A 24,686-nucleotide genomic window follows, 5' to 3' on the forward strand; every position below is an offset into this window, starting at 1 on the left:
AGGATGCTGTGGCATCCTCTTTTTTCTGTTGAAATAGTAATCTATCGTATATAGAATGCAAAGAGATAGACTTAATTTGGACGGGGAGAGAAGGAGATGGAAGAGTATATAGATGATTTATTAAGGCGGATGGATGATGAGGAAACAAAGATTTGGCATCGTGCGTATGATGAAGCAAAAGCGTTAAATGACTTATTAACTTTTCCTTATTTACAGCAGAAGGTAATCAAAGCAAAAAAGGTATCTATGAAGAAAGACATTTATTATTTAATGACGAAACTCGCTATTAATACGAAAGAGATCAGTATTGCTGATTATCTTATAGATTGTTTGGAATGTGAACAAAACCCGACTTTGTTAAGTGAACTGCTTAGTAATATTTATACATTGCCAGAAGTAAGTGATACAAATAAAATTATTCCGTATATTTACCATAAAAACGATAGTGTTCGTTTTTGGGCAGTTTCTTCCTTAAAGTTATGTAAATCATTAGAAGCGGAGAGTGCTTTACTAAAGTTGCTGGATACTCAAGAAAATAAAGATGAGATTACAAATATTTGTTATACATTGTTTGAGATTGGAACAAATCAATCGATTCTGCCGTTAACAAAGCTTTTATATAGTAATAGTGCCTATGTTCGTTCAACTGTTATTGAGGTGTTAGCAAAAATAGGGGGATCGGACTTACAAATAGTTTATATTGAAGCTTTACAGGATAGAAATGTGATGGTGAAATATGAAGCTGTTCGAGCTATTTATACGTATGGCGACGAAATGGCAATGAGACCAATTTGCGAACGTGTGAATAAAATTGTTGCTAGAAGACGTAAAAATGAAGTAGAGCCTACGGATGAAGCAGAGATTATCATTGCTCTTCGTTTCTTACATAAGTTTGCTAATCATGAAGAAGTTTTAAGGATATTTGATAAAGTATATAAAAAACGAGGGAACTTATTTATATCAGAGAGGGAATGGCTTCGAGACAATATTGCTTACTTTCAAGAGAAAGAAAGAATGTAATAATTATAGAAAAGGAGTCAGTCTCAACGATAAGACTGACTCCTTTTTTTACTAACTAGTTTAATACTTTAACTGTAACTGTTTTACGTCCCCAGCTACTTGATGAACCTTTATCTGGCATTAAAACGTCGATTTTATTACCTTTAATAGCTCCACCAGTATCACCAGCGATTGCTACTCCGTAACCTTCAACCCATACTTTTGAACCTAATGGAATGACACTTGGATCAACTGCAATTAGTTTCATGTTTGGATTAGCTGTTAAGTTGTGGCCTAAAGCTGATTTTACTTGGTCGCCTGCTTTATAACCATTTTCAAGTGGATCTGCTGTGTAAGCTGTTGCTACAACACGTAACTCACGAGAAGATGATGGTGCACTTGTTTCAGTTTCTTTTGCAACAGGTTGTTGTGTAGCTGGTTTTTGAGCTTTAGCCGCTTCTTGAGCCTTAGCCGCTTCACGAGCTTCAGCTGCTTCTTGAGCCTTAGCTGCTTCACGAGCTTCAGCTGCCTCTTGAGCTTTAGCCGCTTCACGAGCTTTAGCTGCTTCTTGAGCCTTAGCCGCTGCTTGAGCTTCAGCATCTGCTTGAGCTTTAGCCGCTTCACGAGCTTTAGCAGCCTCTTGAGCTTTAACTTCTGCTTGAGCTTCAGCATCTGCCTGAGCTTTAGCCGCTTCACGAGCTTTAGCCGCTTCTTGAGCTTTAACTTCTGCTTGGGCTTCAGCTGCTTCGCGAGCTTTAGTTGCTTCCACTGCTTTAGCTTTTGCTTGAGTTTCAGCTACTTCCTGAGCTTTAGCCGCTTCACGAACTTTAGCTGTATCTTGAACTGTAGTCGTTTTTTCAACTTTAGCTACTGGTTGAACTTTAACTGGTGCTTTACCTGTTAAGTAAGGAACATGAACATAAGCTGTTTTTCCGTTATATTCAAATTGAATCCAATCATTTTGTACTTGGTGTGTTGTTTCAATTACATCATCTTTTTTCAACTTACCAAGAATCTCTGAGTCTGTGTTTGCCCCAGCACGTACGTTTAATACGTTTGCTGTTACGTAGTAAGTGTCTTTTGTATAGTCAGCGCTTATGAAAGCTTCTTTACCGCTATTCAATTGAACTTTTGACCAACCATTTTCTGTATGTAAAACATTTACTTTATATCCATCTAATAATTTTCCTACAACTTTTGATTCAGTAGTTGGGTTTTCTCGTACGTTTAGTACGTCAGTCGTTACGATTGTTTCTGCTTTAGCAGATGTTGTGAAAATCCCAAGACCAAAAACCGCTGCTGTTGCTATACCCATAAATTTTTTCATAATAGCCTCCATTGCATTTGTTTTCGTTGACCTCATTATAGCAACCATTATTTTCTTATTTGAGAAAAACATAAAATTACAAAGCTTTCGTAATGGGGCATTAATATTCTGTAACAATTCCATGAATTTCCTAATAGCGCTTCCTTGTTGTTTTTTGGCGTATTAGGGCATATGAAACACAAAATGAGTAGTATTTCAATTACTGTAACGTTAATAATGTTACAGTAATATTTCTTGATGATATCTATAGTGTTACAAAAATAGCTTATTTTACTGTTTGAATGGAAATTTAGTTATGAAACGATAATCTTTTTAGGCGTGAAAATATATAAATGAGGTGAAATTTAATAAAATATCGATATAATTGTTACAAAATCAGTCGAAGTATGGAAAAAATTACGCCTTGATTTTCGTCTGTTACATAGTATTTTTGCAATAATAGAATTAGATAATAGCCTTAGTATCTATAAATAATGAAGAGCATTTGAATGATAGTTGTAACGTGAAACATATATAATAGAAGAAACTCAATTTAGTAGATAAATAAAAAACGCAGGAGTGTAAACTCCTACGTTTTTGTTTATTCATATCGTAAACATTCAATTGGATCCAGTTTGGCAGCTTTGTTAGCTGGCAGTAAACCGAATATAATACCGATTAACATTGAGATACCTACTGCAAGAAGTCCAAGTTCTTTTGAGACAACGAGTGGCCATCCAGCAAAGATTGAGACGATCCAAGCGAAGAAAATACCGAGCATGAATCCGATGAAACCACCAAGTCCTGTTAATATACAAGATTCGATTAAGAATTGTGTTAATACTTTACCACGTGTTGCACCAAGTGCTTTACGAATACCAATCTCACGTGTACGTTCTGTTACAGATACGAGCATGATGTTCATTACACCGATACCACCAACAAGTAAGGAGATAGCGGCAATACCACCGAATACCATTTTCATCATACCGATTGATTCGTCTAGTTGTTTCGTAAATTCACCTAAATCTTGTGCTTCGAATTTGTGCTCAAATTTAGGAGCTTTCATTTCGTTTAAAACAGAAACAGCTTGTTTTTCTACACTTTTACGTTCTGTCGGAGAGGTCATTGTTAATCTTACAGAGTCATACTCATTTACTCCTGAAATGACAGGCGCATTTTCAAGTGATGTATAACCTTCAGGCATAGGCATTCCAAAGTCATTTTTCGTTTCGTATACACCAACTATTTTATACGGCTTTCCTTTTATATCTGTGTATTGATTTGATTCCCAACCACTACTAAATAATTTGTTGAAAGCTTCTTCATTTAATATAACAGCAGGGATTGCTTGATTTAGTTCACTGTCATTTAATTCACGACCGTGAACTAATTTTATTTTCGAATCTGTCATAAAGGCGCCTGTTCCACCTTTTAAATCAAGATTTACATCTTTTGAACCAGCAGATGCTTTTACTTTCATACTTACGTCTGGATACACATCTTTAACGCCTGGTACAGTTTGCAGACGGTTTAGCATATCAGGTGTGATTTTGGCACTATCTGTTCCGTAATCAGGATTGTTGTAGTAAATCGTTACTTCGTTATCTTTTCCTTGGCCTAATTCTTTTTTAAACTTTGCGTTTGTACCATCACCCATTGAAATGATAGTAATAATGGCACTAATACCGATAATAATACCTAACATCGTTAAAATAGAACGCATTTTATGAGCAAAGATAGAGGAAAGGGCCATGCGTATATTTTCACTCGTATTCAAAATTAACCTCTCCAATCTTGGACGATATTTCCGTCACGAATTACAATTTGACGTGCTGCAGCTTCCCCGATTTCACGGTCATGGGTAATCATAATAATTGTTGAGCCTTGTTTATTTAATTCGTAAAAGAGGTCCATAATTTGTGTACTCGTTTTCGTATCAAGTGCCCCCGTCGGTTCATCGGCTAAAATGAACTTTGGGTTATTTACGATTGCACGTGCAACAGCGACACGCTGCTTTTGTCCACCTGATAATTCGTTCGGTAAGTGAGTAGCGCGATCAGCTAAACCGACTTTTGTTAAAGCAGCTAATGAGCGCTCGCGTCTTTCTTTTTTATCGACTCCAGCGTAAATAAGAGGTAGTTCTACATTTTGAAGCGCTGTAAGTCTCGGTAATAACATGAAGTTTTGGAATACGAATCCGATCTCTTTATTACGTACGTGTGCAAGTTCTGTTTCAGTCATGTTTGAAATATTTTGACCGGCTAGTTCGTACGTACCTGTCGTCGGTTTATCTAAGCAACCGATAATGTTCATTAATGTTGATTTACCAGAACCAGAAGGTCCCATAATAGAAGTGAATTCTCCTTGGTTCAGTGTTACGTCAATTCCGTGTAATATTTGAACGGATTCTGCACCATTTTGGAAGGATTTCGTGATGCCTTTTAAGTTAATCACTGGGCGACAACCTCCATACCATCTTTTAAGTCTTTTTCAGGTTTAGAGATAATTTCCTCTCCTTTTTTCACTCCAGAAACTTTTGCTTCGCTATCAGTCTCAAATTCAACAGTAACTGCTTGTTCTTTCGCCTTACCGTCTTTTACAACGAAGACAACATTTTTGTCACCTTTTTTCACGATACTGCTTTTCGGAACAATTGTACCAGTTGCTTCGCCAGATTTACTTGTTACGTAAACGTGGAAGCCGTTTTGTAATTCGTCACTATTATCTAATGTGACAGTGAATTGATAGTTAGAAACAGTTTTATTTTCATCCATGCTCTTTAATGGTGTAGAACCGATTTCTGTTACTTTTCCTGTCCAAGTCTTACCAGCGACAGTTTTTGATGAAACAGTTACTTCTTGCCCAACTTTCATACTAGCAAGCTCATATTCAGAAAGTTGACCTTTTACTTTAAATTGACCAGCGTGACGAAGAGTAACCCCGCTCATACCTGTTTTTTCGTCAGCAGTTTTCACGATATCATCAATTACGCCATCAGCAGGACTTGTTACAGAAAGAGTGTTTACTTTCTCTTTTGCTGCTTTAATCATTTCATCAGCTTTTTCAACTTCAAACTTTTTCATTTCAAGTTGTGATTCTAATTGCCCAACTTCAGCTTCTGATGCTTTTAATGCTTCAGCAGGAAGGCCTGCATTTTTATCTTTTTGTAATTTTTGTTTCGCCGCATCAATTTGTTTTTGGAACAACGTTACTTCTTTTTGGGCGATTTTCTTTTGCATTTCTGCTTCTGTTACACCTTGTTTAGCAGTCGGGTCATTGTATTTAAATAGAAGCTGACCTTTTTTCACTTCATCGCCTTTTTTTACAGCTAATTCATATGTTCCTTTTGTTGGATCGAATGAAATAGTTTCAATTCCATTTGGAATAACTTCGCCACCAAATTTTTGCGCGTTTTGGATTTGTTTTTCAGTTACTTTGTATCCGCTATATGCCATTGCTACTTCGGAACCGCCCCCAGCAAATGCAAAGTATGATCCAGCTGCAATTCCGATTGCTACTACACTAGTAATTAACACTTTATTTTTCTTCTTCATCTATTTATCACCTTTTCGTTCGTTTTAGTATCTACATTAAGTATAGAAGAGGTGAAGAATCTGACAAATCGTTTTAGCTTACAATAACCTTACAGTTTTGTAAGGTATGAATATGTAAATGTAAGGTGGAGGTTGTCCTATTGTAAGCAAATGAATTGACTCGTTGTTTCTTTCTTACAATAATATTGTATGAAGGAGAGGAGGAAGGAAGATGGAAGCTTATTTTAGTGCGCATCCATTAAAACCGTTTATTCCATACTCAAGGCAACATGCCATTATATTATTTATTATGTTGGTGGGGATATTTTTTCTGTATCAATACCAAGATTTATTACGTCAAAATGAGTGGAATATAACGGTTCGATATGCGATTGCATTTTTATTTATAGGTAGTGAAATTGGGCTTCATATGTGGGAGTGGAAAGCGGGGATTTTTGAGCTAGCTACTTCATTACCGTTTGAGTTATGTACAATTAGTTTGTTGTTAGCGTCGATTATGATTGTAACGAAAAGTTATCGAATATATGAGATTGTATTTTTTACGGGAGTTATTGGTGCATCACAAGCCATTTTAACACCAAATTTGCAATATGCTTTTCCGCATTTTCGTTTCATTGAATATTTTATCGCGCATGTATTGCTTATTTGGGCACCACTCTTTATGACTTGGGTGGAAGGCTATAGACCGACCTTGCAATCTATTAAGCGTACGATGATATTTTTAAACATATTGATTCCGCTTGTTTCGTTTGTGAATTACAAAACAGGTGGTAATTATATGTTTTTAGCTCATAAGCCAGAAACAGCTTCATTACTCGATATGTTAGGGCCGCATCCTTACTATATTATTTCATTAGAAATAGCTGCGCTTATTGGATGTTTCATTTTGTATATGCCGTTTGCGAAAAGAGAAAGGCATGCGCATAAAGAATCACTAGGATCATAGCCTAGTGATTTTTTGCCTTTAAAATATTTACAATTCAGAAAATTAAGAATAAAATTAAGAGGTAAATTATAGAGAGAGAAGGGCGAAAATGGTCAAAAAGGTATTTTTGAATGGGATGGAAGTGACGATTCAATTTCTTATTTCGATTTTGGGGATTATTTGTTTAGGAGCACTGCCGAAATTATTTTATGGATTTGAGCTGCATGCATCAGAGTACATACAGAGTTTAAAAGAAGTGTTTGTGAACTTAATGGATATTTCCAATTTGCAATATGTGAAAGGTAAATTTTTATTTCCGCAGCTGTTCGTCCATTATAAAGAAACGATTATTATTTTTTTGGCTGCTTTTTTTATTTCATTATTTGTAGCATTTTGTATCGTTTATGTAATTATGAGTAGTTCACCGCGTATACAACATCGAATTAAATCATTTCTTATCTTCCTAGAATCCATTCCAGATATTCTTCTTATTTTAGTATCACAAATTTTAGTTGTATGGTTTTTTAAACAAACAGGTTTTTTACCTTTTCAAATTGCTTCAATTGGAGGCGAGTCGATTAGGGGGTTGCCAATATTGTGTTTGAGCATCCCGACTACGATTATGTTTGTAAAAATGGTCGTGCTTCGTTTTGAAAATGAACTAGAAAAAGATTATGTACTATTTGCTAAGGCGAAAGGGCTGGGGCGCTTTCATATTTTAAATCGTCATATTTTACGAAATGTGTTGCTTAGTACATTATTCTTTGCAAAAACGAATATCTTTTTTATGTTATCTAATTTATATATTATAGAATGGATTTTTAATACGGGTGGTATTTTTATGTTTTTGAAATCGTATTTTGGTATTAGAGTTGAGGTTTTCATCGTTAGTGTGCTTCTTATATATATTCCGATTTTTATTTTATTTAAATTGTTTCATTATCTCATTCCGGCTGCGATGAAGGAGAGATTATAATATGTGGACGTATATAAAACGTGATAAAAGATTTTGGATAAGCATTGGGTTTCTTCTCCTATTAGTTCTTTTGAGCATCGGAAATACGTTATGGAATGATGGACATATTAGACAAGTTACATTGCAATATGATGCGGATGAAAATCCACAAGTGCCACCGTTTCCACCTTCATTCCAATTTTTACTCGGGACAGACCGGAAAGGGTATGACCTGTTACATTTAGTCATTGAGGGCGCGAAGTGGACGATTGGTATATCTATTTTAATTGCGGCACTTAGAATGGTAATAGGTGTGTTTTTCGGTGTCGTACTCGGAACGTATATAAAAAGAGGATTTTCAAAAATTGAGGCTTTCTTTGATAGTTTTACAGTTATTCCGACAGTTATGATTGCGTATTTTTTTCTTCAATCTGCAAATGCATTTGGAAGCGGAGAGGAGACAACAACCTTTTTTGAAAGGGCTTCGTTTCAAGTGGTATTACTTGTACTGCTTGTAATGCCAGTTATTGCACTGTATGTTGCGAAGGAAGTTCGTAAATTGCGAACGGAAGAATTTGTTGATGCCGCGCGCATATTAGGCGGATCGAGAAGACGTATTGTTATAAAACATCTTTTTCCGCATCTCTATATGACTTTTATACTCGTATTTCTTCAACAGTTTACGCAGAGCCTTACTATTTTACTGCACTTAGGATTACTTGAAGTGTTCTTTGGTGGGACTGTTACGTTTGGTGGACCTATAAAAGAGGTGGAATCTTATACGCATGAATGGTCAGGTTTAATTGGAGTATACTTTAGATCATTAACAGTGCATCCATGGATTCCTCTCGTCCCAATTACATTTTTTGGGCTTACTATTTTTTCAGGAAATATGATTGTGAAAAGTATAGAAGAGGCGATGTTGAAAGTAAGGTTAGGCGGAGAGCTAAAGAAGGATGTTGTAGAAGAGGAACAATCTGTTGTGCAGTCAAAAGAAGAGTTATTTACTTTTAAGCATACGATGTGAAGAGAAAGAAGAAGCAAGCATGGATTTCATGCTTGCTTCTTTTCTTTATTTTGTAGAAACTTCACCTGCAGCTTCTGTTTGCGGAATAAAGTATCCAATTATACCACCGATTATTGCTGGAATGATCCAGCCAATTCCTAAGTTATAAAAAGGAATGGTGTGTACGATATTAGCGATAAAATCTGGTATCATTTCCACATTATCAAGTGCGTGAATACAGCTAATAATAAATGCTGCGATCATCGCTCCGATGTAGACAGAAGGTTTACGTTTCGTATATTTATCGATAAATGATACGAAAATTAAAATGATTGTAATTGGGTACAAAATAATTAATACAGGTAGTGTGATTTTAATTAATAAGCTTAATCCTAAGTTTGAAATAACGAAACTAAAGATACAAACGTATAGCACAAGCTTTTTGTATGAAACATTTGTTAGCACTGTTGTGAAGTAATTTGCAAATGCACTTACAACGCCAATTGCCGTTGTTAAACAAGCGAAGATAATGGCGATACTTAATAAAATATTACCGCTTGTCCCAAAGAATTGATACATAACAGTAGCTAATAGTTGACCACCGTTTTCGAATTGCCCTAAGTTTCCGTTTGAAGCTCCGATATAACCGAGTAAGAAGTAAACAATTGTTAAGAATAGAGCAGCGATACTTCCGCAAATGATTGTATATTTCGCGATAGATTTCTTCTCTTGTATACCGTTTTGACGAATTGCATTTACAACAATTGTTGATAGTACGAGAGCGCCAATTGCATCTAACGTTAAAAATCCTTCAAGAAATCCTTTGAAAAACGGGATGTCTTTATAGTCACCGATAGGTTCTGCAAACGTCCCTGGTGAAAGAATCGCTTTTGTTGCCATAATTGCAATAATTACAAGTAAAATTGGCGTTAATATTTTACCGATATGATCTACTAGCTTGGATGGATTTAATGATAAGAAGTAAACGACTGTAAAGAAAATCGCACTAAAAACTAACATAGAATACCATTGATCTGGGAAAAGTGGTGCAATCCCGATTTCATAAGATACAGATCCAGTTCGTGGAATAACAAATAGTGGGCCGATTGAAAGATAAATAATGATAGCGAATACTGCTGCGAATTTTGGATGAACACGGCTCGCTAAAGTGTTAAAACTACCACCAGCAAGGGCAACAGCAACGATAGCAAGTAAAGATAAACCGACGTCTGTAATAATAAACCCTGTAATGGAAACCCACATATTTTCTCCGGAAGAAAGACCGAGAAGGGGCGGGAAAATCATATTACCAGCACCGAAGAAAACTGCGAATAGTAATAAACTAATCGAAAGTATTTGCGCTGGTTTTAAAGTTGTATGCATATAAAGAAAATCCTCCTAATGAGTGTTTTTGTCGAAAATTCAAATAATTTGTCGAGTAACTGTTATTATTTTAAAGGTCTGATGACTAGAAAGCAATAGGGAATTTTGAAAATATTAAAAAATAATGCATTAAATCGAATAAATATACTATTTATATGTTTAATAGGAAGGATTTAACTTTTAACATAAAAAAACACATATCGCTAGGATACGTGTTTTAAAAAAATATTTTTTTATCGCGTTCTTCTTTTAAAATTTCAACTGCTTCTCGGAAACGTTGTGAATGGACAATTTCTCGTTCACGTAAGAAGCGTAGGCTGTCATTTATATCTGGATCATCTGATAAGTTAATGAGCCATTGATATGTTGCGCGTGCTTTTTCTTCAGCTGCAATATCCTCGTATAGATCGGCAATTGGATCACCTTTAGCCTGTATATAGGTTGCAGTAAATGGAACACCAGCAGCGTTATGGTAATGAAGAGCACTGTCATGATCAGCGTAATGAGGGTCAAGACCAGCAGCTTTCATTTGTTCAGGGGTCGCATCTTTCGTCAGCTTATAAACCATCGTAGCAATCATTTCAAGGTGAGCAAATTCTTCTGTACCAATATCAGTAAGTAGGCCAATGACTTTATCAGGAATTGTATAACGTTGATTTAAGTAACGTAGTGCAGCAGCTAATTCTCCATCTGCACCACCGTATTGCTCGATTAATAATTTTGCAAGTGCGGGATTGCAAGTTCCCACTTTAACTGGGTATTGTAATTTCTTTTCATAAATCCACATAGTTTCTCTCCTTTATATTTGCCATGGCCAAGGACCTTTGCTCCATTCCCAAGGGGCATTAGAATAGCTATTTCCAAACTGTTGGAGTGGTCCGTATTTTTCTTCCATCTTTTGTTTTAATACTCTCCGTTTATAGGAAAAATCATTAAATTGATTAATCGCAGCGGTGTCATCTGGATGTGTATCTAAATAAAGAGTGAGTTCAACTAGTACAAAGTCTAATTCTTGAAGCTCCAGTAAAAGCTGATAGTATTCTTCTGGTAGCGATTGATTCACGTCAGTAGTCACCGCCCTTTTTTATAAGGATTTTCATAATAGTCATAAAAAACAGGCCATAAAGTCCCTTTTTGTAGTGCTTCTTTTGGTGTGAATTGCGGCAAGTTTGGCGGTTGAAAGCCTAAAAATAAATTAGGAGGAGTAGAATAATATTTTTTTCCGATAGGAGGACAAGGATCGAGAGGGCTATGATAGGGCACGAATGATCTCATATATTTATTCACGAATAAACCTCCTTACATGTTCATTACTACGTATTGTATTCAGACATAATGAGCATTTATGACACATATAAAAAAGTAATAGGTACGGGGGGAATGAATGTGGAGACTGTGAAACAATTCATTGTATTGGAAGTAAAGAACTTAAAGGAAACTCTGTATTTTTATGAAGGGATTTTAGGGATAACACCTAGTTCAGAAAGGCCGCAATTAGATATTACAGGGGTTTGGTATGATACTGATTCAACGAGAATTAGTTTTGTGATGAATCGCAGTTTGGGCGGGCGTGAGAAGAGTGTTACGGACTCAGTTGATGTTCTAACCTTTTCAATTTCTAACATAGGGAATGTAAAGAAGAGGTTAGTATTTTATAAAATCGCATATACAGAAAACAAAAGTGAGAAGAGTATTGTGGTACAAGACCCGGATGGATATAAACTTCAAGTGATAGAGAAGGATGAATAGACGGAGGGGATTTAGTGGAGAGAAATTATGAAGAAAGTGCGTTGTTTGAGCATCAATTTTGGTTAAAGGTACTTACTGATCATGCACAATTTTTACTGGATGCATTAGCTCCGAAGGAAAAAGAGGATATAAAAAAAGCTACTTACTTTGTTGAAACATTTACGAATTTGTTAAATAAAGTTCGGAATGTGAATCTGATGGCATTTTCAAAAGAGGCAGAACAAGCCGCTAAGGAGATTCGGGCGTTTAAATTAAATATTATACAGAAACAGCTGGAAGGGAAAATTACGATTCATTTTACGCCAACTTTTATTAATCATATGGTAAACGAAGTGGAAGAGTATATAACAGTTTTAGAGTTTTTGAAGAAAGGGGAAGTTCCGCCTGTTTTTCATGAATTACATTATCATCTCGTTTGGTTAACGGATGCGGCTGGTCATGCAGGCTCTATTTCTGGTGGATTAGATCTTGTTGAAAAAAGATTGAAAGAGAAAAGCGAAGAATTTACGAAGCATTTTGAACAATTTTACTTAAAGGCAGTTGAAATGACAGGGTATTTACGGACAGAGCTGCATCATTTTCCTGCATTAAAGAAGTTTACGAAAGATGTTTCACTTGAATTGAAATTATTTTCGCATTTTTTACATGAAGTGGAAGAGCTCGAGTTATCTCATGAAGTATTAAGTGCATTATCAGCTAGAATGGCAGATCATATGGCAAGAGAAGAATGTTACTACTTATTAAAACTAGCTCAATCGTCTGGACTTGAAATGCCGAAATGTAATCCGCTTTAAAGAAAAAGAGGTCAATTTTATTTGGCCTCTTTTTCTGTTTTATTGTCTCTTTTTATTTTTGCTTGTTCAATGCTTGCCTGTAATGTCTCCATAATATTAATGATGTTCGGAGCTGGAGAGATTGTTTCGGTTTTTTCCTGCTGTTCAATTTTGTTTTCGATTAGTTCGGTAAGGGCTTCTTTATACTCATCTGTATACATCTCTTGTTCAAAAGGATTTGTAAGATGGTGGATTAAATTGATTGCTGCTGTGAGTTCTTGTTTTTGAATCGGATAATTTTCGTTACTTGGTAAGTTAGGTGTATTTGTTATAGCGCGAATTTCATTAGGGTAGTGAATAGTTTGCAACATAAGACCATCCTCAAAGTTACGGATAATAGCTAAATGTTGTTTTTTTCTAATAGAAATATGAATAAGCCCAAGTTTATTTGTACGTTCAAGAGCTTCTTTTAATAATAAATACGATTTTTCATGTCCTGGGGTAGGACCTATAAAATAAGAGCGATCATAAAGAACAGAATCGATTTCGTTATTTTGGACAAAAGATATAATACGAATGGATCGTGGTTCATGAGCTTGTTGTAATTCAGCTAATTCTTTTTCATTCATAATAATATATTTATGAGGTGCGTATTCATAGGCTTTTACAATATCGTTATCATCAATTTCTTCATCCGTACAATCAGGAGCAAATTTTTTATATTTAATAGGTGTTAAACATTCTTTATGGAGGCTTAAAAATTTTATATCGTTTTCTTCTACGGCACTGTATAGTTTAATTCCTATATTTAATAGTCCAAGTGAAAGTGCACCTTTCCAGACGGTATGCAAATGAAACATCTCCTTTCGTTCAAAAATGATTATGTATATTATGAGATAGTAAGAAATTTCCTATACGTTTTTTGTTTTTTACGAAAGGGATTGGGATATAAAATATATTGACAAGCCCTCTGAAATATTTTAATGTGAGTGTATAAAATTGTGTATAAAGGGGAGTAACTTATTACAGTAAAGTCGTCATTACAGGGAGAAACCCTCGGCTTTATTGGCAACGTTTCGTTGTTAGTGAGACCTTTACCAGCAATGGTAAAGGCCCCTTTCTGTCTTTTTGAGGACCCTTACCATATTTGGTAGGGTCCTTTTCGTATACAAAGAGAGGAGATATAAAAATGAAAAAACTTATTAGTAGATTAAGAGTTGTATTTCATGTTCGCCGATTTGTTCCATTCCTATTTGACTTTTTTACTTCAAAAGAGGTTTCAATAAAGAAGAAAATTTTATCTGTTGCTTTTTTAGTTGGTTATGTTGCGATGCCGCTTGATTTAATTCCAGACTTCCTACCGTTTATCGGTATTTTAGATGATATTGGAATTGTGTTATTTATTTTGAACCGAATTGTAAAAATGGCGCCAGTTCAATTACAAGAAAAGCATAACGTAAACGTAGGATAGGAGTTAAAATATGGAGCAAATGATTTTAGATATAATCGAGTTTTTAAAGCAGTTTTCTTATTTTGGAGTTGTATTGGCTTTAACGTTCGAATTTATTCCGGCAGAAGTTGTTTTGCCTATGGTTGGGTATTGGGTATACGAGGGAGATATGAATTTTTGGCTAGCTGTATTAGCTGGAACACTTGGCGGAACGACAGGACCGTTAACGTTATACGCACTTGGTTATTATGGTGGTCGTCCGCTATTAATAAAATACGGAAAATACTTCTTTATTAAAGAAGAACAAATTCAAAAAGCAGATGATTTCTTTGAGAAATATGGACCAGTTGTAGCATTTGTTGGACGCTTTGTACCAGGGGTTCGAACGCTTATTTCTGTTCCGTGTGGTATGGCGAAAATGAACATATGGAAATTTAGCATATATACATTTGTAGCAATGTTCCCGTTAACGACTTTGTATGTTTATTTTGGAATGAAATTAGGTCCGCATTGGGAAAAAGCAGCGGATGTTGTTGGACAATATATGCTACCGATATTAGGAGGCGTTATTCTTATTGTTGCTAGTATCTTTGTCTATAAATATATGAAGAAAAGAAACAAAACGGAATCTATCTAGTCATTTGAATATTTTTTGAAAATAGATGAATAGTACAGGCAAAAGACTCTGAGGGACATACACATATAGGGAATATAAAAGAGAGAGGGGAAACAACTATGTCTTGTGAGTGCTTAGGGTCAGCATTAACTTGTTGTCCAGATAAAAATTATGTGCAAGATAAAGTGTGTAGTCCGTGGTCTGCTACTGTAGTTGCAACAGCAATTGATAATGTTCTCTATACAAATAATATTAACCAAAACGTAGTTGGTACTGGTTTTGTTAAATATGATGTTGGACCAGGCCCAATTACTGTAGAAGCGCTTGATTCTGCTGGGGGTACAATTGATACACAAACATTAAACCCAGGAACGAGTATTGCTTTTACGTATCGTCGCTTTGATAGTATACAAGTTGTGTTACCTGCAACACCTGCTGGAACGTATCAGGGAGAATTTTGTATTACAACACGTTATCCACTTTCATAGCAGAATAGGAGAGGATCGAAATGGGAATGAGAAGTTCCAGTTTGTCTTGTTGTTCTAATAAAACACTTGTGCAAGACCAAGTATGTACAGACTGGTCTATTACAGGTGCTGGTACTCAAATTGTATATACAAATAATATCACGCAAGAAGTATATGGTTCAGGTTACGTGAAATATGATGTAGGTGCGAACCCGATTACAGTTGATTTTTTAGTTGGAGCTACAGTAATTGATACAATTACTGTACAACCGCAAAGTAGTGGTACTTTCACTGTCCGATATTTTACGACTGTTCGAATTACTACGACAGGAACAACTGTTAATCAAGGAGAGTTTTGTATTACTGTACGTTATCCGATTTCATAAAAAAGCATACCGTAAATGGTATGCTTTTTTATTGAGAAAGCAATGAAATTGGTATTCTATAAGCAACATGTAAATTCGCAACAGTACTTACCTTCTAAATATAGTGAAGGGTTACTTTGTATATTGATAATACTGACTGACTCTAAGTCTTTTCCTGTGTAAGATATTGTATTACCAGGAAACACAGTGAAAACATTAGTTACTGCTCCAACAATTTGAATCATAATTGCTTCCGTGCTGCTAGTACTATTGTAAACCGAGACAGTACCTGATATAAGTAGTATCCCATCACTTTGCCACAGTATCATTAATTGTGATCCATCTTTGACAGAGGGGATGGTGTTATTCGTTATGAGGAAATTTCCTGCAAATTCATTTGTTACTCGTTCACAATTTGGATTTGGAGGAGGGGGCGGTGGACAAGGGTCTGGATAAATGATAGATAAAGGAGCGAAACAGCCAATATTTTTTTTGTTCTTCAATACAACCCCTCCTTTTAAGTTGTCTTTTATTACTATTAAATGTAAAAGCATGGCCGATGTGTTAAAAAAAGAAGGAAATATTAAAAATTAAGATTGTCTAATAGGCTTAAACCTTAACTTATCATTAGTGTTATAGAAAAGATTATATGTAAATGGTCATAGGAAAAGAATGATTAGACTCTTTTAGACAAAAGGTGGTTGTATACCATAGTACGAGGAATGTTGGACTTAATTTCTAATTAACTGTATATTTACAAAAATCTAATAAAGTTCATTTGTTATTTAAACGACATTAACATGTATTAGATAAAATAGCCCTTGTAATGAATCAATTATTATGAGGAGGATTCAAGTGGACAGAAATGCTTTAAGAAAAGTAAAAGGCCTTATTGGATTATTAATGGTTTTTGTATTAGCATTCGTATCATTTCCGTGGAGTACATCAGTCAAGGCGGAAGAGAAAAAGCAAGAAAGGGCATCAAGTGAGAAGAAGATAGTTTTTCCAGTTGTAAGTGATGTGCATATTAAAAACAGTGGAACAGATGATACATTTCGCTGGAAAAGAGCGATTGAACAATTTAATACACTAGCACCAAAGCAAGATGCATTTGTTATTGTAGGTGATTTCACGGATACAGGGTCAGTGCAGCAATATGATCGTTTCATGCAAGTGTATAATGAAAATGCAAATAAAGATGCCGTGAGAATGAATTCTCTTGGTAACCATGATTATTGGAACGGTTTATCTGTAGAGGGCGCACAGAAGCGTTTCTTAGAAAAAACAGGTATGGAATCAATTTATTATCATAAAGTGGTAAAAGGTTATCACTTCCTTGTTATGTCTCCCGAGAATGGAACAACTCATGGCTATTATTCGGACAAGCAAATTAATTGGTTAAAAGAAGAAATGGTAAAAGCACAAAAAGATGATCCAGAAAAACCGATTTTTGTATTTTTACATCAGCACATTAAAGATACAGTATACGGTAGCCAAGAATGGGGAACGCAAGATAGCGCAAAAATTAATGCAGTATTAAAAGAATATCCACAAGTTATTACGTTTTCAGGTCATTCACATTATCCGTTAGATGATCCGAGATCGATACATCAAAAAGACTTTACATCAGTTGGTACATCTTCAGTAAGTTATATGGAAGTTGAAGGTGGTAAAGTACAAGGGAATATCCCGCCAGGAGCTAGTACGTTAAGCCAAGGTTTATTAGTAGAAGTAGATGAAGAAGAAGTGACGATTAATCGCCGTGATTTCCATACAAATTCTTGGACAGGCGAGCCTTGGAAAATTAAATTACCAGCAAAGAAAGAAACATTTACACATGTAGAAGATCGTGATAAAGAAAAGCCTTACTTTGCTAAGGATGCAAAGCTTGCTGTATCAAATGTAACAGCAAATGCAGCAACAGTAACATTCCCACAAGCGTTGGACAACCTTCTTGTTCATTCTTACCGTGTACAAGCTAGAGATAAGCAAACGGGAGAAATAAAGAATAAATTGTTAGCATTCTCAGAGTTTTATCGTGATCCAGTGCCGAAAGATCTTACGTTTACGCTTGCAGGGTTAGATGGCGGGAAAACATATACACTTGAAGTCGTTGCAATTGATTCGTTTGGTAATGAAAGTGCGCAACCGTTAACGGCAGAAATTACTACGAAAAAAGATGATATTGATCCGAATGTAAAAGTGCCAAAGGCTGATGTTTTTGATGTGAATTTTGCAGATGGTACATTTAAAGACAATTCACCATTTGGAACAAAAGGTGATGTGAAGGGCAATGTGACTATTGAATATGATAAAGCATTGAAAAAGAATGTTATGAAGTTAAACGGACAATCTAATACATTTGGATACCTTCCATTTTCAGCAGCACAAAAAGAGAAAGTAGCAAATACATTTACGTTAGAAACGGTATTTTCAATGAATCAAATCCGTGGACAAGGTATTTTGCAAAATACAGAGAGCGGTGGAATTGGATTTGAGTCTACAGGAAGCGGCTATGTTGAATTATGGGCTCACATTGGCGGCAGTTATAAACGTGTTGGAGTTCAATTAGAAGCAAACAAAACATATCACTTAACAGGAACGTATAACGGAAGTGAAGTAGCTATTTATGTCGATGGTAAAAAAGTAAATAGCCAACCAGCTACAGGAAAAGTGTATCATCCAAATGTACCATTTGCACTTGGAGCTGATCCTGATAGTAACGGCAATGGTGGTATTCCGTTAAACGGTAAAATCGCGCTTGCGAAATTATATAGTAAAGCGTTAAGTTCTTCAGAAGTATTAGCAGCGTACAATGAGTTTTCTAACCGTACGAAGTTAGAGCAAGTAAATGCGTTATTTGAAGAACTTGGAAAAGTAAAAGAAGTGTTAGCTGGTACGTATGAATTTGGTGATAAGCCAGGTCAATATTCAAAGGAAGCATTTCAAGAACTAGAGAAAAGCTATAATAATGCAAAACAAGTGTTTGAAAATGTAGCAAGTAATGGAGAGCAAATTATTCAAGCGTATAATGAATTAAAAACTGCAAATCAAACATTTATACAATCTAAAGTAGTAGAACAACCGAAAACATTGAAAGAAAAATTACAAGTTCATATTGAATCTGCAAAAGTAGTAGTGAAAAAGGCGCAAGCTGCAAACGTAACGGACGGTTCAGTGAAAGCACTGAGTCAAAAAATTACAGTGGCAGAAGCTGTAGTGAAAGATGTAAAAGTAAAAGATACACAGGTAGAAACAATGAATCGTACGATGGAATATGCAATTTCACTCGTTGAAAAAAGCATAAACAAGTAAGAGAGAAGAAAAGAAGCTTATCATGATAGGCTTCTTTTTTGTTATACTAAAAATAGCATAGAAAAAAGGAGCGAATAATTTGGAACAGAAAAAGCTAAAAAGAATTCTTGAATATGTATGGATCGCGGTTGTGCTCCTTGTAGGATATTATCTCTTAAAAGAGAAAAGTATTTGGGTTTTATTTTTAATGACTTTCTTATTAGCAGGACTAGGAACGTTATTTATTAACTTTTTCTTTGATAGTTTGAATGCCTGGAAGAATAAAAAGAAGGGAACGAAGTAAAGGAGGGAATATATGCAAAAGTGGAAGCTCATATATCAGGTGATTATTTTTCTATTGCTTGTAGGTATTGGAATGGTTAAATACTCGACATCAATAGGAAATTGGGCATGGTTTACAGCTTGCATCGGCATATTTTTCATTTTACAATCGTTGACGAAAAAATATAATAGTACAGAAAGATAGCTCGCCGCTAAAACGGCGAGCTATTTTGTTATGCTTTTTTCTTTTCATCATTTGTTTTTTCAATAGCTAAATGACTATGTTTCCTAGAGTAGAAGAAATAGAAGCATAAGCCGACTATAAGCCAAACTGCAAAGCTAATCCATGTTGTTTTAGACAAATTGATCATTAAATATAAGCAGCAAAGAATCGCGACAACTGGTAATACAGGTACGAAAGGTGTACGGAATCCACGTTTTAAATCAGGGTGTGTTTTTCGTAAAATAAGTACTGCGCAGCAAACGAATGTAAAGGCTGTTAACGTGCCGATGTTTACTAAATTCGCTAGCAAATGTAAGTCTAAAAGGCCTGCTAATAAAGCAGCAACAACGCCAGTAATCCACGTATTTAATAAAGGGATTTTTACTTTTTTATTTACACGTGCTAACGCTTTTGGAAGTAAACCGTCACGGCTCATCGCATACGAAACGCGAACTTGTCCATACATAACGACTAAGAGAACGGTTGTCATTCCAGTCATCGCTCCAACAGCGAGTAGTCCTGCAATTGTATCCTCACCAACGAAATGCAATGCAAATGCAACTGGATCAGAAACGTCTAATTGCGTATAAGGAACCATACCTGTTAAAACGAAAGATACGATCATATATAAAACAGTACAAATAAGAAGAGAACCGATAATACCAATTGGTAAGTCACGCTGCGGTTTTTTCGTTTCTTCTGCAGCTGTTGCGATTGCATCAAATCCTAAGAAGGCGAAGAACACAGTGGCAGCCCCAGTAATAATACCGTCGTATCCGAATGGGATGAACGGTGTCCAGTTTTCGGGTTTTACATATTTTGCACCTGCTACGATAAAGGCGATAATAACGGCTAACTTGATAAGAACCATAATATTATTAATGCGTGCGCTTTCGCGTATACCAAAACTTAAAAGGCCCGTAATAAGAAGTAAAATACAGACAGCAGGTAAATCGATGAGACCACCTTTTCCTACGCCGGGGGCCGAGGCGATTATGGCGGGCAGGTGTATATTGAACCCTTGTAGTAATGATTGCAAATAACCAGACCAACCGACAGCTACTGCTGCAACGGCAAGTAAATATTCGAGCATTAAACACCATCCGACGATGAAGGCGACGACTTCTCCGACTGTCATGTATGCGTAAGTATACACACTTCCTGAGACAGGAATAGAAGAAGCAAATTCAGCGTAACAAAAGGCTACACAAGCACAAGTAAATGCAGCAATAAGGAATGATAGCATAATACCAGGACCAGAATGTTTTGCTGCAACAATACCTGTTAATACAAAGATCCCTGTCCCAATTACGGCGCCGATTCCTAAAAATGTTAAATCGAGTGCAGTTAATGTTCTAGCTAGCTGCTTTGGTGATTCAGTACTAAGCGCTTTTTTTCGTAATAATGACTTCACTTTGGACTCTCCCCCCGTTTTTTCATTTCCATAACTGCGACTATAGTATGAGCCCATTAAAAAAGAGTAAGTAAGGAAGTGGAGGTGCAGTTATGGTATGTAGTTTTTTAAAATTGCTGGATTAATCTTAATATAATTCAGAATATTTTGTCAAATAAAAATATGACAAATAAAATGCGGATCAATAGGGGAAACTACTTGCAGAAATGGACGGGGGTTAACGACCCACTGATTAAAGTTAAAGTAGGAGCAGATGCTATGTTATTTTATTTTGAACTTGTCGTCATTTTACTTTGTACGAAATTAGCTGGTGACATTAGTGTAAGACTTGGTCAGCCTTCTGTACTTGGTAAGTTAATTGTCGGTATTATTATCGGTCCGGCTGTACTTGGTATTATTAATAGTTCTGAACTGATTGATGAATTGAGTGAGATTGGTGTTTTGTTACTTATGTTTATGGCGGGACTTGAAACAGATTTAGAAGAGTTAAATCGGAATTTGAAATCGTCGTTTGCAGTAGCGGCCGGTGGAATTATTTTTCCTTTCATCGGTGGTTATGTAACAGGATTGCTGTTTGGATTAATACAATCCCATGCCATTTTTTTAGGGTTATTACTTTGCGCAACATCGGTTAGTATTACGGTGCAGACGCTACGTGATCTAGGAAAAATGAATACGAGAGAAAGTACAACAATTTTAGGTGCTGCCGTATTTGATGATGTCATTGTCGTTATTTTATTAGCATTTGTAATGAGTTTTTTAGGAACACAAGATGTGAATATAACACTGGTCATTGTAAAGAAAATTATTTTCTTTGTAAGTATTGTTTTTATTGCTTGGAAAGTCGTTCCTTGGATTATGAAAATGCTTGTCCCGCTTCGTGTAACAGAAGCGTTAATTAGTGCAGCTCTTATTATTTGCTTCTCTTTTTCTTATTACAGTGAAATGATGGGAATTGCAGGCATTATTGGAGCATTCGCAGCAGGAATTGCTATTTCTCAAACAGAGTATAAGCATGAAGTGGAACATAAAATTGAACCGATCGCTTATGCAATATTTGTTCCAGTATTCTTCGTAAGTATCGGAATGGAAATTACATTTCAAGGCATTGGAAGCCAGCTTTGGTTCATTATTATTATGACTCTCATTGCGATTTTCACAAAGTTAATCGGATCAGGTTTAGGAGCAAGGCTGACAGGGTTTAATCTCCAATCTTCTATTAGTATTGGCGCGGGGATGGTATCACGTGGTGAAGTAGCGCTTATCATCGCTGCAAATGGACTTACGGCGAATTTATTAGCGAAAGAAAATTTCACAGCGATTGTTATTGTTGTTATATTGACGACGATTATTACACCGCCACTTTTGAAGAAATATTTTGTATAGACGGGAAGGGCTTATCTGATGTAGGTAAGCTCTTTTTTATTCCCAAAAGCAATAGTCATATAGCATGAAGGGTTTGTAATTATGGTAAAATCTATGTATGTGATATGACAAGGAGAGGGAAGTGTGAAGATTACGAAGGAGAAGGTTATCGGTGTAATCGTACTTATTGCAGTATGTATACCATTTACTGCATGGAAAGAATCAAAAGTGAAAGATTTTCCGGTTTCTATTTTTTCGGAAGAAGCAGATGGTGAGTACGGTCAGAAGCTGAAATATACTGCTTTTTTACCTGATGTTGCGATTTGGATGAACGGTTGGGAAAAGAAGTGGACAGAAGGGGAAAGAACTGTTTATCAAAAAGGGAATCGCATTGTAAATGTGTTTCATCCTCCTGGCGATGATGGTTATTACCTTCTTGAAGCAAGAGAAAATAAGTGAACGCAACCGTAAGAAGTGGAGGTTAAATAGTGAAAGCTTCAACATTACTATTTAAAATTGAAAGTAATATGGATCAATTTTCACCAGCTGAGAAGAAGGTTGCCATGTACATAATGGAGAATGCAGAGATTATACCGAATTTAACGACGAAAGAAGTGTCAACGAATGCAGGCGCAAGTGAAGCGAGTGTCGTTCGCTTTTGTAAATCGATTGGAATCGGAAGTTTTAAAGCATTTAAGATAGCACTCGTTCGTGAATTAACGATTGCTGATTATAATATTAACGATTTTTCAGTGATGAATACAGAAGATGGACCGTATGATTTATTTAATAAAGTTACTTATGTGAATAAAGCTGCAATTGAGGCGAGTGTTACTGCAATAGATAAGAGGGAACTTGAGAAAGCTGCAGATCTTATTGTAAATGCGAATAAAATTATATTTTACGGCGTAGGCGGATCAGCTACGCCAGCAATGGACGGGGCTTATAAATTTACGCGGCTTGGATTTACAGCGATGATGCTATCTGATTTTCATATGATGTTGCCGCTTGTGACAAATTTAAAAGAAGGCGATATATTTGTTGCGATTTCAACATCTGGTCGAACGAAAGATGTGCTTGAAATGGCGCAGTATGCAAAGAGACAAGGTGCAACTGTTATTGGAATTACGAAATTAGATCAATCATCACCCCTATATAAAGAAGCGGATATTCGCCTTTGTATGCCAGATGTAGAACAAGATCATCGTATTGCGAGTATTGCTTCGAGAATGACGCAACTGAATATGATTGATGCTTTATATGTTATTACTTTCAATCGAATTGGTAATAAAGTATTGGATCAATTTATGGAGACGCGAGAAGAAGCGCTGCGGTTACGGAAGTTAAAGTAGAAGAAAAGATGAGGAGACTCATCTTTTTTTTATCCCGTTAACGGGCAGTAAGCCCCCCACTTCAAAATTCAGCGGAAGCAAAGAAAGTTAGGTGGGGGATCAACTGCCCGTAAAAGCCCGATTGGTGCGGGCTAATAATCAGTGGGGATGAACAAAACCCCACTGATTAAAGTTTCACTTTATGATCTTTGACAAAAATATGTCATGTAGTGAAATTTTATTTCATAAAATAAGAAAGAGTTATTGATTTTTAGTTTCTTAAAGTTATAATAAAAGTGTGAAATATAATTTCAAAGAGGGTGGCAATATGTTAGAAAATTTATCGACAGAACATCGTAATGAGAAAACAATGAATCTGGATGAAATGAGCATAAAAGAAGTGTTGCAAAGTATGAATGAAGAAGATCGAACTGTTGCGTTAGCAGTTGAAAAAGAGATAGAACAAATTGAAAAGGTTGTACAGACTGTTATTAAATCTTTTGAAGAAGAGGGACGCTTAATTTACATTGGTGCTGGTACGAGTGGTCGTTTAGGTATTCTAGATGCAGTGGAATGTCCGCCGACATTTGGCACGGATGATAAAATGGTGCAAGGGTTTATAGCAGGTGGATTGAAAGCGTTTACTAAAGCGGTGGAAGGTGCCGAAGATCGCGAAGAGTTAGCGGAAGAAGATTTAAAAAGTATTGGATTAAATGAGAAAGATACAGTGATTGGAATTGCTGCAAGTGGCAGAACTCCTTACGTAATCGGCGGCTTGAAATACGCACAGAGCGTAGGAGCGAGTACAGCGAGTATTTCTTGTAATAAAAATGCTGAAATAAGTAAATATGCAAAGTTAAATGTGGAAGTAGAGACAGGTGCAGAAATATTAACAGGATCAACGCGTTTAAAAGCTGGTACAGCACAAAAATTAGTGCTGAATATGATTTCAACAGCTTCGATGATTGGTGTAGGAAAAGTATATAAAAACTTAATGGTAGATGTTCAATCCACAAATGAAAAGTTAGTAGAACGGTCAAAAAGAATTATTGTGGAAGCAACAGGCGCTAGTTATGAAGTAGCGACAGAGTATTATGAAAAGGCAGAACGTAACGTAAAAGCTGCAATTGTTATGGTGTTGTTGCAGTGCGAATATGGGGAAGCACTGGAGAAACTAAAATACGCTAAAGGGTTTGTGAAGAAAGCACTATAAAATAATAGGGAGG

Annotated in this window: 28 protein-coding genes; 17 read left to right on the forward strand and 11 right to left on the reverse strand. The window is 35.9% G+C overall.

The annotated features are described in order from the left end of the window. Positions 1 to 96: 96 nt before the first annotated feature. On the forward strand, positions 97 to 1,020 hold the full coding sequence (locus NST90_RS04085) for a HEAT repeat domain-containing protein (RefSeq protein WP_016121939.1): 924 nt from the start codon (positions 97 to 99) through the stop codon (positions 1,018 to 1,020). A gap of 55 nt (positions 1,021 to 1,075) precedes the next feature. Here NST90_RS04085 and entC read toward each other — a convergent pair whose 3' ends face one another. The 4 genes from entC to NST90_RS04105 form a co-directional block, all read right to left on the reverse strand. Next, positions 1,076 to 2,449 carry a cell wall-binding protein EntC gene (gene entC / locus NST90_RS04090; protein ID WP_283748293.1) on the reverse strand — a complete coding sequence of 458 codons (1,374 nt, stop codon included), beginning with the start codon at positions 2,447 to 2,449 and terminating at the stop codon, positions 1,076 to 1,078. Between the two features lie 457 nt (positions 2,450 to 2,906). Further along, positions 2,907 to 4,085 carry an ABC transporter permease gene (locus tag NST90_RS04095; protein WP_001097719.1) on the reverse strand — a complete coding sequence of 393 codons (1,179 nt, stop codon included), beginning with the start codon at positions 4,083 to 4,085 and terminating at the stop codon, positions 2,907 to 2,909. 2 nt (positions 4,086 to 4,087) lie between these two features. Then, the gene (locus NST90_RS04100) at positions 4,088 to 4,762 is read right to left on the reverse strand and encodes an ABC transporter ATP-binding protein (RefSeq protein ID WP_000609104.1); all 675 of its coding nucleotides are present in this window, start codon (positions 4,760 to 4,762) and stop codon (positions 4,088 to 4,090) included. Next, positions 4,759 to 5,862: an efflux RND transporter periplasmic adaptor subunit gene (locus NST90_RS04105; RefSeq protein WP_000728830.1), complete on the reverse strand. Its 1,104-nt coding sequence runs from the start codon at positions 5,860 to 5,862 to the stop codon at positions 4,759 to 4,761. The genes NST90_RS04100 and NST90_RS04105 overlap by 4 nt, the downstream gene beginning before the upstream one ends. 211 nt (positions 5,863 to 6,073) lie before the next feature. On the opposite strand from NST90_RS04105, the gene NST90_RS04110 reads away from it, so the two are divergent. The 3 genes from NST90_RS04110 to NST90_RS04120 all read left to right on the forward strand — a co-directional run bounded on the left by NST90_RS04110 (position 6,074) and on the right by NST90_RS04120 (position 8,769). After that, a complete protein-coding gene (locus NST90_RS04110; RefSeq protein ID WP_000388681.1) occupies positions 6,074 to 6,808 on the forward strand; it encodes a TIGR02206 family membrane protein in 735 nt (244 codons plus the stop codon). 88 nt (positions 6,809 to 6,896) lie between these two features. Then, positions 6,897 to 7,763, forward strand: a complete 867-nt coding sequence (locus NST90_RS04115; RefSeq protein ID WP_000239675.1) for an ABC transporter permease subunit — start codon at positions 6,897 to 6,899, stop codon at positions 7,761 to 7,763. A 1-nt stretch (position 7,764) separates the two neighbouring features. Continuing rightward, on the forward strand, positions 7,765 to 8,769 hold the full coding sequence (locus tag NST90_RS04120; protein ID WP_000269948.1) for an ABC transporter permease subunit: 1,005 nt from the start codon (positions 7,765 to 7,767) through the stop codon (positions 8,767 to 8,769). 45 nt (positions 8,770 to 8,814) lie between these two features. Here the strand turns inward: NST90_RS04120 and brnQ are convergent, their stop codons facing one another. The 4 genes from brnQ to NST90_RS04140 form a co-directional block, all read right to left on the reverse strand. Further along, on the reverse strand, positions 8,815 to 10,131 hold the full coding sequence (gene brnQ / locus NST90_RS04125; protein ID WP_000557552.1) for a branched-chain amino acid transport system II carrier protein: 1,317 nt from the start codon (positions 10,129 to 10,131) through the stop codon (positions 8,815 to 8,817). A gap of 217 nt (positions 10,132 to 10,348) precedes the next feature. Further along, entirely contained in the window at positions 10,349 to 10,918 is a 570-nt protein-coding gene (gene cotJC / locus NST90_RS04130) for a spore coat protein CotJC (RefSeq protein WP_000265273.1), read from the reverse strand. Between the two features lie 12 nt (positions 10,919 to 10,930). Beyond that, on the reverse strand, positions 10,931 to 11,194 hold the full coding sequence (locus NST90_RS04135) for a spore coat protein CotJB (RefSeq protein ID WP_001076510.1): 264 nt from the start codon (positions 11,192 to 11,194) through the stop codon (positions 10,931 to 10,933). 8 nt (positions 11,195 to 11,202) lie between these two features. Further along, positions 11,203 to 11,418 carry a spore coat associated protein CotJA gene (locus NST90_RS04140; RefSeq protein ID WP_001046257.1) on the reverse strand — a complete coding sequence of 72 codons (216 nt, stop codon included), beginning with the start codon at positions 11,416 to 11,418 and terminating at the stop codon, positions 11,203 to 11,205. Between the two features lie 48 nt (positions 11,419 to 11,466). On the opposite strand from NST90_RS04140, the gene NST90_RS04145 reads away from it, so the two are divergent. Both NST90_RS04145 and NST90_RS04150 read left to right on the forward strand, forming a co-directional pair. Further along, complete coding sequence (locus tag NST90_RS04145) at positions 11,467 to 11,880, forward strand: VOC family protein (RefSeq protein ID WP_001986206.1); 414 nt, start codon at positions 11,467 to 11,469, stop codon at positions 11,878 to 11,880. A gap of 14 nt (positions 11,881 to 11,894) precedes the next feature. Further along, positions 11,895 to 12,674 carry a DUF2935 domain-containing protein gene (locus NST90_RS04150; protein WP_000440975.1) on the forward strand — a complete coding sequence of 260 codons (780 nt, stop codon included), beginning with the start codon at positions 11,895 to 11,897 and terminating at the stop codon, positions 12,672 to 12,674. Positions 12,675 to 12,691: 17 nt separating this feature from the next. Here the strand turns inward: NST90_RS04150 and NST90_RS04155 are convergent, their stop codons facing one another. Then, positions 12,692 to 13,504 (reverse strand): Ku protein, encoded by an 813-nt coding sequence (locus tag NST90_RS04155; RefSeq protein ID WP_098770291.1) that lies wholly within the window; start codon positions 13,502 to 13,504, stop codon positions 12,692 to 12,694. 338 nt (positions 13,505 to 13,842) lie between these two features. On the opposite strand from NST90_RS04155, the gene NST90_RS04160 reads away from it, so the two are divergent. The 4 genes from NST90_RS04160 to NST90_RS04175 all read left to right on the forward strand — a co-directional run bounded on the left by NST90_RS04160 (position 13,843) and on the right by NST90_RS04175 (position 15,572). Next, a complete protein-coding gene (locus NST90_RS04160; RefSeq protein WP_000733852.1) occupies positions 13,843 to 14,124 on the forward strand; it encodes a DUF1232 domain-containing protein in 282 nt (93 codons plus the stop codon). Between the two features lie 10 nt (positions 14,125 to 14,134). Continuing rightward, the gene (locus NST90_RS04165) at positions 14,135 to 14,740 is read left to right on the forward strand and encodes a DedA family protein (RefSeq protein ID WP_000437066.1); all 606 of its coding nucleotides are present in this window, start codon (positions 14,135 to 14,137) and stop codon (positions 14,738 to 14,740) included. Positions 14,741 to 14,838: 98 nt separating this feature from the next. Next, positions 14,839 to 15,207 (forward strand): DUF3992 domain-containing protein, encoded by a 369-nt coding sequence (locus tag NST90_RS04170; protein ID WP_025709945.1) that lies wholly within the window; start codon positions 14,839 to 14,841, stop codon positions 15,205 to 15,207. A 20-nt stretch (positions 15,208 to 15,227) separates the two neighbouring features. Then, a complete protein-coding gene (locus NST90_RS04175) occupies positions 15,228 to 15,572 on the forward strand; it encodes an S-Ena type endospore appendage (protein ID WP_000525814.1) in 345 nt (114 codons plus the stop codon). Between the two features lie 56 nt (positions 15,573 to 15,628). On the opposite strand, the gene NST90_RS04180 is transcribed toward NST90_RS04175, so the two are convergent. After that, a complete protein-coding gene (locus NST90_RS04180; protein WP_000791330.1) occupies positions 15,629 to 16,054 on the reverse strand; it encodes an S-Ena type endospore appendage in 426 nt (141 codons plus the stop codon). Positions 16,055 to 16,406: 352 nt separating this feature from the next. Between NST90_RS04180 and NST90_RS04185 the strand changes: the two genes are divergently transcribed. The 3 genes from NST90_RS04185 (at position 16,407) to NST90_RS04195 (ending at position 19,332) form a co-directional block, all read left to right on the forward strand. Then, positions 16,407 to 18,866 carry an FN3 and LamG domain-containing metallophosphoesterase family protein gene (locus tag NST90_RS04185; RefSeq protein ID WP_025709946.1) on the forward strand — a complete coding sequence of 820 codons (2,460 nt, stop codon included), beginning with the start codon at positions 16,407 to 16,409 and terminating at the stop codon, positions 18,864 to 18,866. 79 nt (positions 18,867 to 18,945) lie between these two features. Then, positions 18,946 to 19,149: a hypothetical protein gene (locus tag NST90_RS04190; RefSeq protein WP_000435803.1), complete on the forward strand. Its 204-nt coding sequence runs from the start codon at positions 18,946 to 18,948 to the stop codon at positions 19,147 to 19,149. 12 nt (positions 19,150 to 19,161) lie between these two features. Next, a complete protein-coding gene (locus tag NST90_RS04195; RefSeq protein ID WP_001174840.1) occupies positions 19,162 to 19,332 on the forward strand; it encodes a hypothetical protein in 171 nt (56 codons plus the stop codon). A 28-nt stretch (positions 19,333 to 19,360) separates the two neighbouring features. Here NST90_RS04195 and NST90_RS04200 read toward each other — a convergent pair whose 3' ends face one another. Next, entirely contained in the window at positions 19,361 to 20,821 is a 1,461-nt protein-coding gene (locus NST90_RS04200; protein WP_002197441.1) for an amino acid permease, read from the reverse strand. A 117-nt stretch (positions 20,822 to 20,938) separates the two neighbouring features. On the opposite strand from NST90_RS04200, the gene NST90_RS04205 reads away from it, so the two are divergent. The 4 genes from NST90_RS04205 (at position 20,939) to murQ (ending at position 24,673) form a co-directional block, all read left to right on the forward strand. Next, entirely contained in the window at positions 20,939 to 22,150 is a 1,212-nt protein-coding gene (locus NST90_RS04205) for a cation:proton antiporter (RefSeq protein ID WP_114555741.1), read from the forward strand. Positions 22,151 to 22,273: 123 nt separating this feature from the next. After that, on the forward strand, positions 22,274 to 22,588 hold the full coding sequence (locus NST90_RS04210; protein ID WP_000704958.1) for a hypothetical protein: 315 nt from the start codon (positions 22,274 to 22,276) through the stop codon (positions 22,586 to 22,588). 29 nt (positions 22,589 to 22,617) lie between these two features. Then, on the forward strand, positions 22,618 to 23,481 hold the full coding sequence (locus NST90_RS04215; RefSeq protein ID WP_025709947.1) for a MurR/RpiR family transcriptional regulator: 864 nt from the start codon (positions 22,618 to 22,620) through the stop codon (positions 23,479 to 23,481). Between the two features lie 307 nt (positions 23,482 to 23,788). Beyond that, entirely contained in the window at positions 23,789 to 24,673 is an 885-nt protein-coding gene (murQ, locus tag NST90_RS04220; RefSeq protein WP_000892348.1) for an N-acetylmuramic acid 6-phosphate etherase, read from the forward strand. The last annotated feature ends 13 nt before the right edge of the window (positions 24,674 to 24,686 follow it).

Source organism: Bacillus sp. FSL E2-8900 (assembly GCF_037966225.1).
Lineage (GTDB): Bacteria > Bacillota > Bacilli > Bacillales > Bacillaceae_G > Bacillus_A > Bacillus_A cereus.

Excerpts from the sequence above, each read along its gene's own strand:
- NST90_RS04085 (WP_016121939.1), top strand. The coding sequence starts at position 97 with ATGGAAGAGTATATAGATGATTTATTAAGGCGGATGGATGATGAGGAA.
- entC (WP_283748293.1), bottom strand. The coding sequence starts at position 2,449 with ATGGAATTGTTACAGAATATTAATGCCCCATTACGAAAGCTTTGTAAT.
- NST90_RS04105 (WP_000728830.1), bottom strand. The coding sequence starts at position 5,862 with ATGAAGAAGAAAAATAAAGTGTTAATTACTAGTGTAGTAGCAATCGGA.
- NST90_RS04110 (WP_000388681.1), top strand. The coding sequence starts at position 6,074 with ATGGAAGCTTATTTTAGTGCGCATCCATTAAAACCGTTTATTCCATAC.
- NST90_RS04115 (WP_000239675.1), top strand. The coding sequence starts at position 6,897 with ATGGTCAAAAAGGTATTTTTGAATGGGATGGAAGTGACGATTCAATTT.
- NST90_RS04120 (WP_000269948.1), top strand. The coding sequence starts at position 7,765 with ATGTGGACGTATATAAAACGTGATAAAAGATTTTGGATAAGCATTGGG.
- brnQ (WP_000557552.1), bottom strand. The coding sequence starts at position 10,131 with ATGCATACAACTTTAAAACCAGCGCAAATACTTTCGATTAGTTTATTA.
- cotJC (WP_000265273.1), bottom strand. The coding sequence starts at position 10,918 with ATGTGGATTTATGAAAAGAAATTACAATACCCAGTTAAAGTGGGAACT.
- NST90_RS04145 (WP_001986206.1), top strand. The coding sequence starts at position 11,467 with ATGAGCATTTATGACACATATAAAAAAGTAATAGGTACGGGGGGAATG.
- NST90_RS04160 (WP_000733852.1), top strand. The coding sequence starts at position 13,843 with ATGAAAAAACTTATTAGTAGATTAAGAGTTGTATTTCATGTTCGCCGA.
- NST90_RS04165 (WP_000437066.1), top strand. The coding sequence starts at position 14,135 with ATGGAGCAAATGATTTTAGATATAATCGAGTTTTTAAAGCAGTTTTCT.
- NST90_RS04170 (WP_025709945.1), top strand. The coding sequence starts at position 14,839 with ATGTCTTGTGAGTGCTTAGGGTCAGCATTAACTTGTTGTCCAGATAAA.
- NST90_RS04175 (WP_000525814.1), top strand. The coding sequence starts at position 15,228 with ATGGGAATGAGAAGTTCCAGTTTGTCTTGTTGTTCTAATAAAACACTT.
- NST90_RS04195 (WP_001174840.1), top strand. The coding sequence starts at position 19,162 with ATGCAAAAGTGGAAGCTCATATATCAGGTGATTATTTTTCTATTGCTT.
- NST90_RS04200 (WP_002197441.1), bottom strand. The coding sequence starts at position 20,821 with ATGGGCTCATACTATAGTCGCAGTTATGGAAATGAAAAAACGGGGGGA.
- NST90_RS04205 (WP_114555741.1), top strand. The coding sequence starts at position 20,939 with ATGCGGATCAATAGGGGAAACTACTTGCAGAAATGGACGGGGGTTAAC.
- murQ (WP_000892348.1), top strand. The coding sequence starts at position 23,789 with ATGTTAGAAAATTTATCGACAGAACATCGTAATGAGAAAACAATGAAT.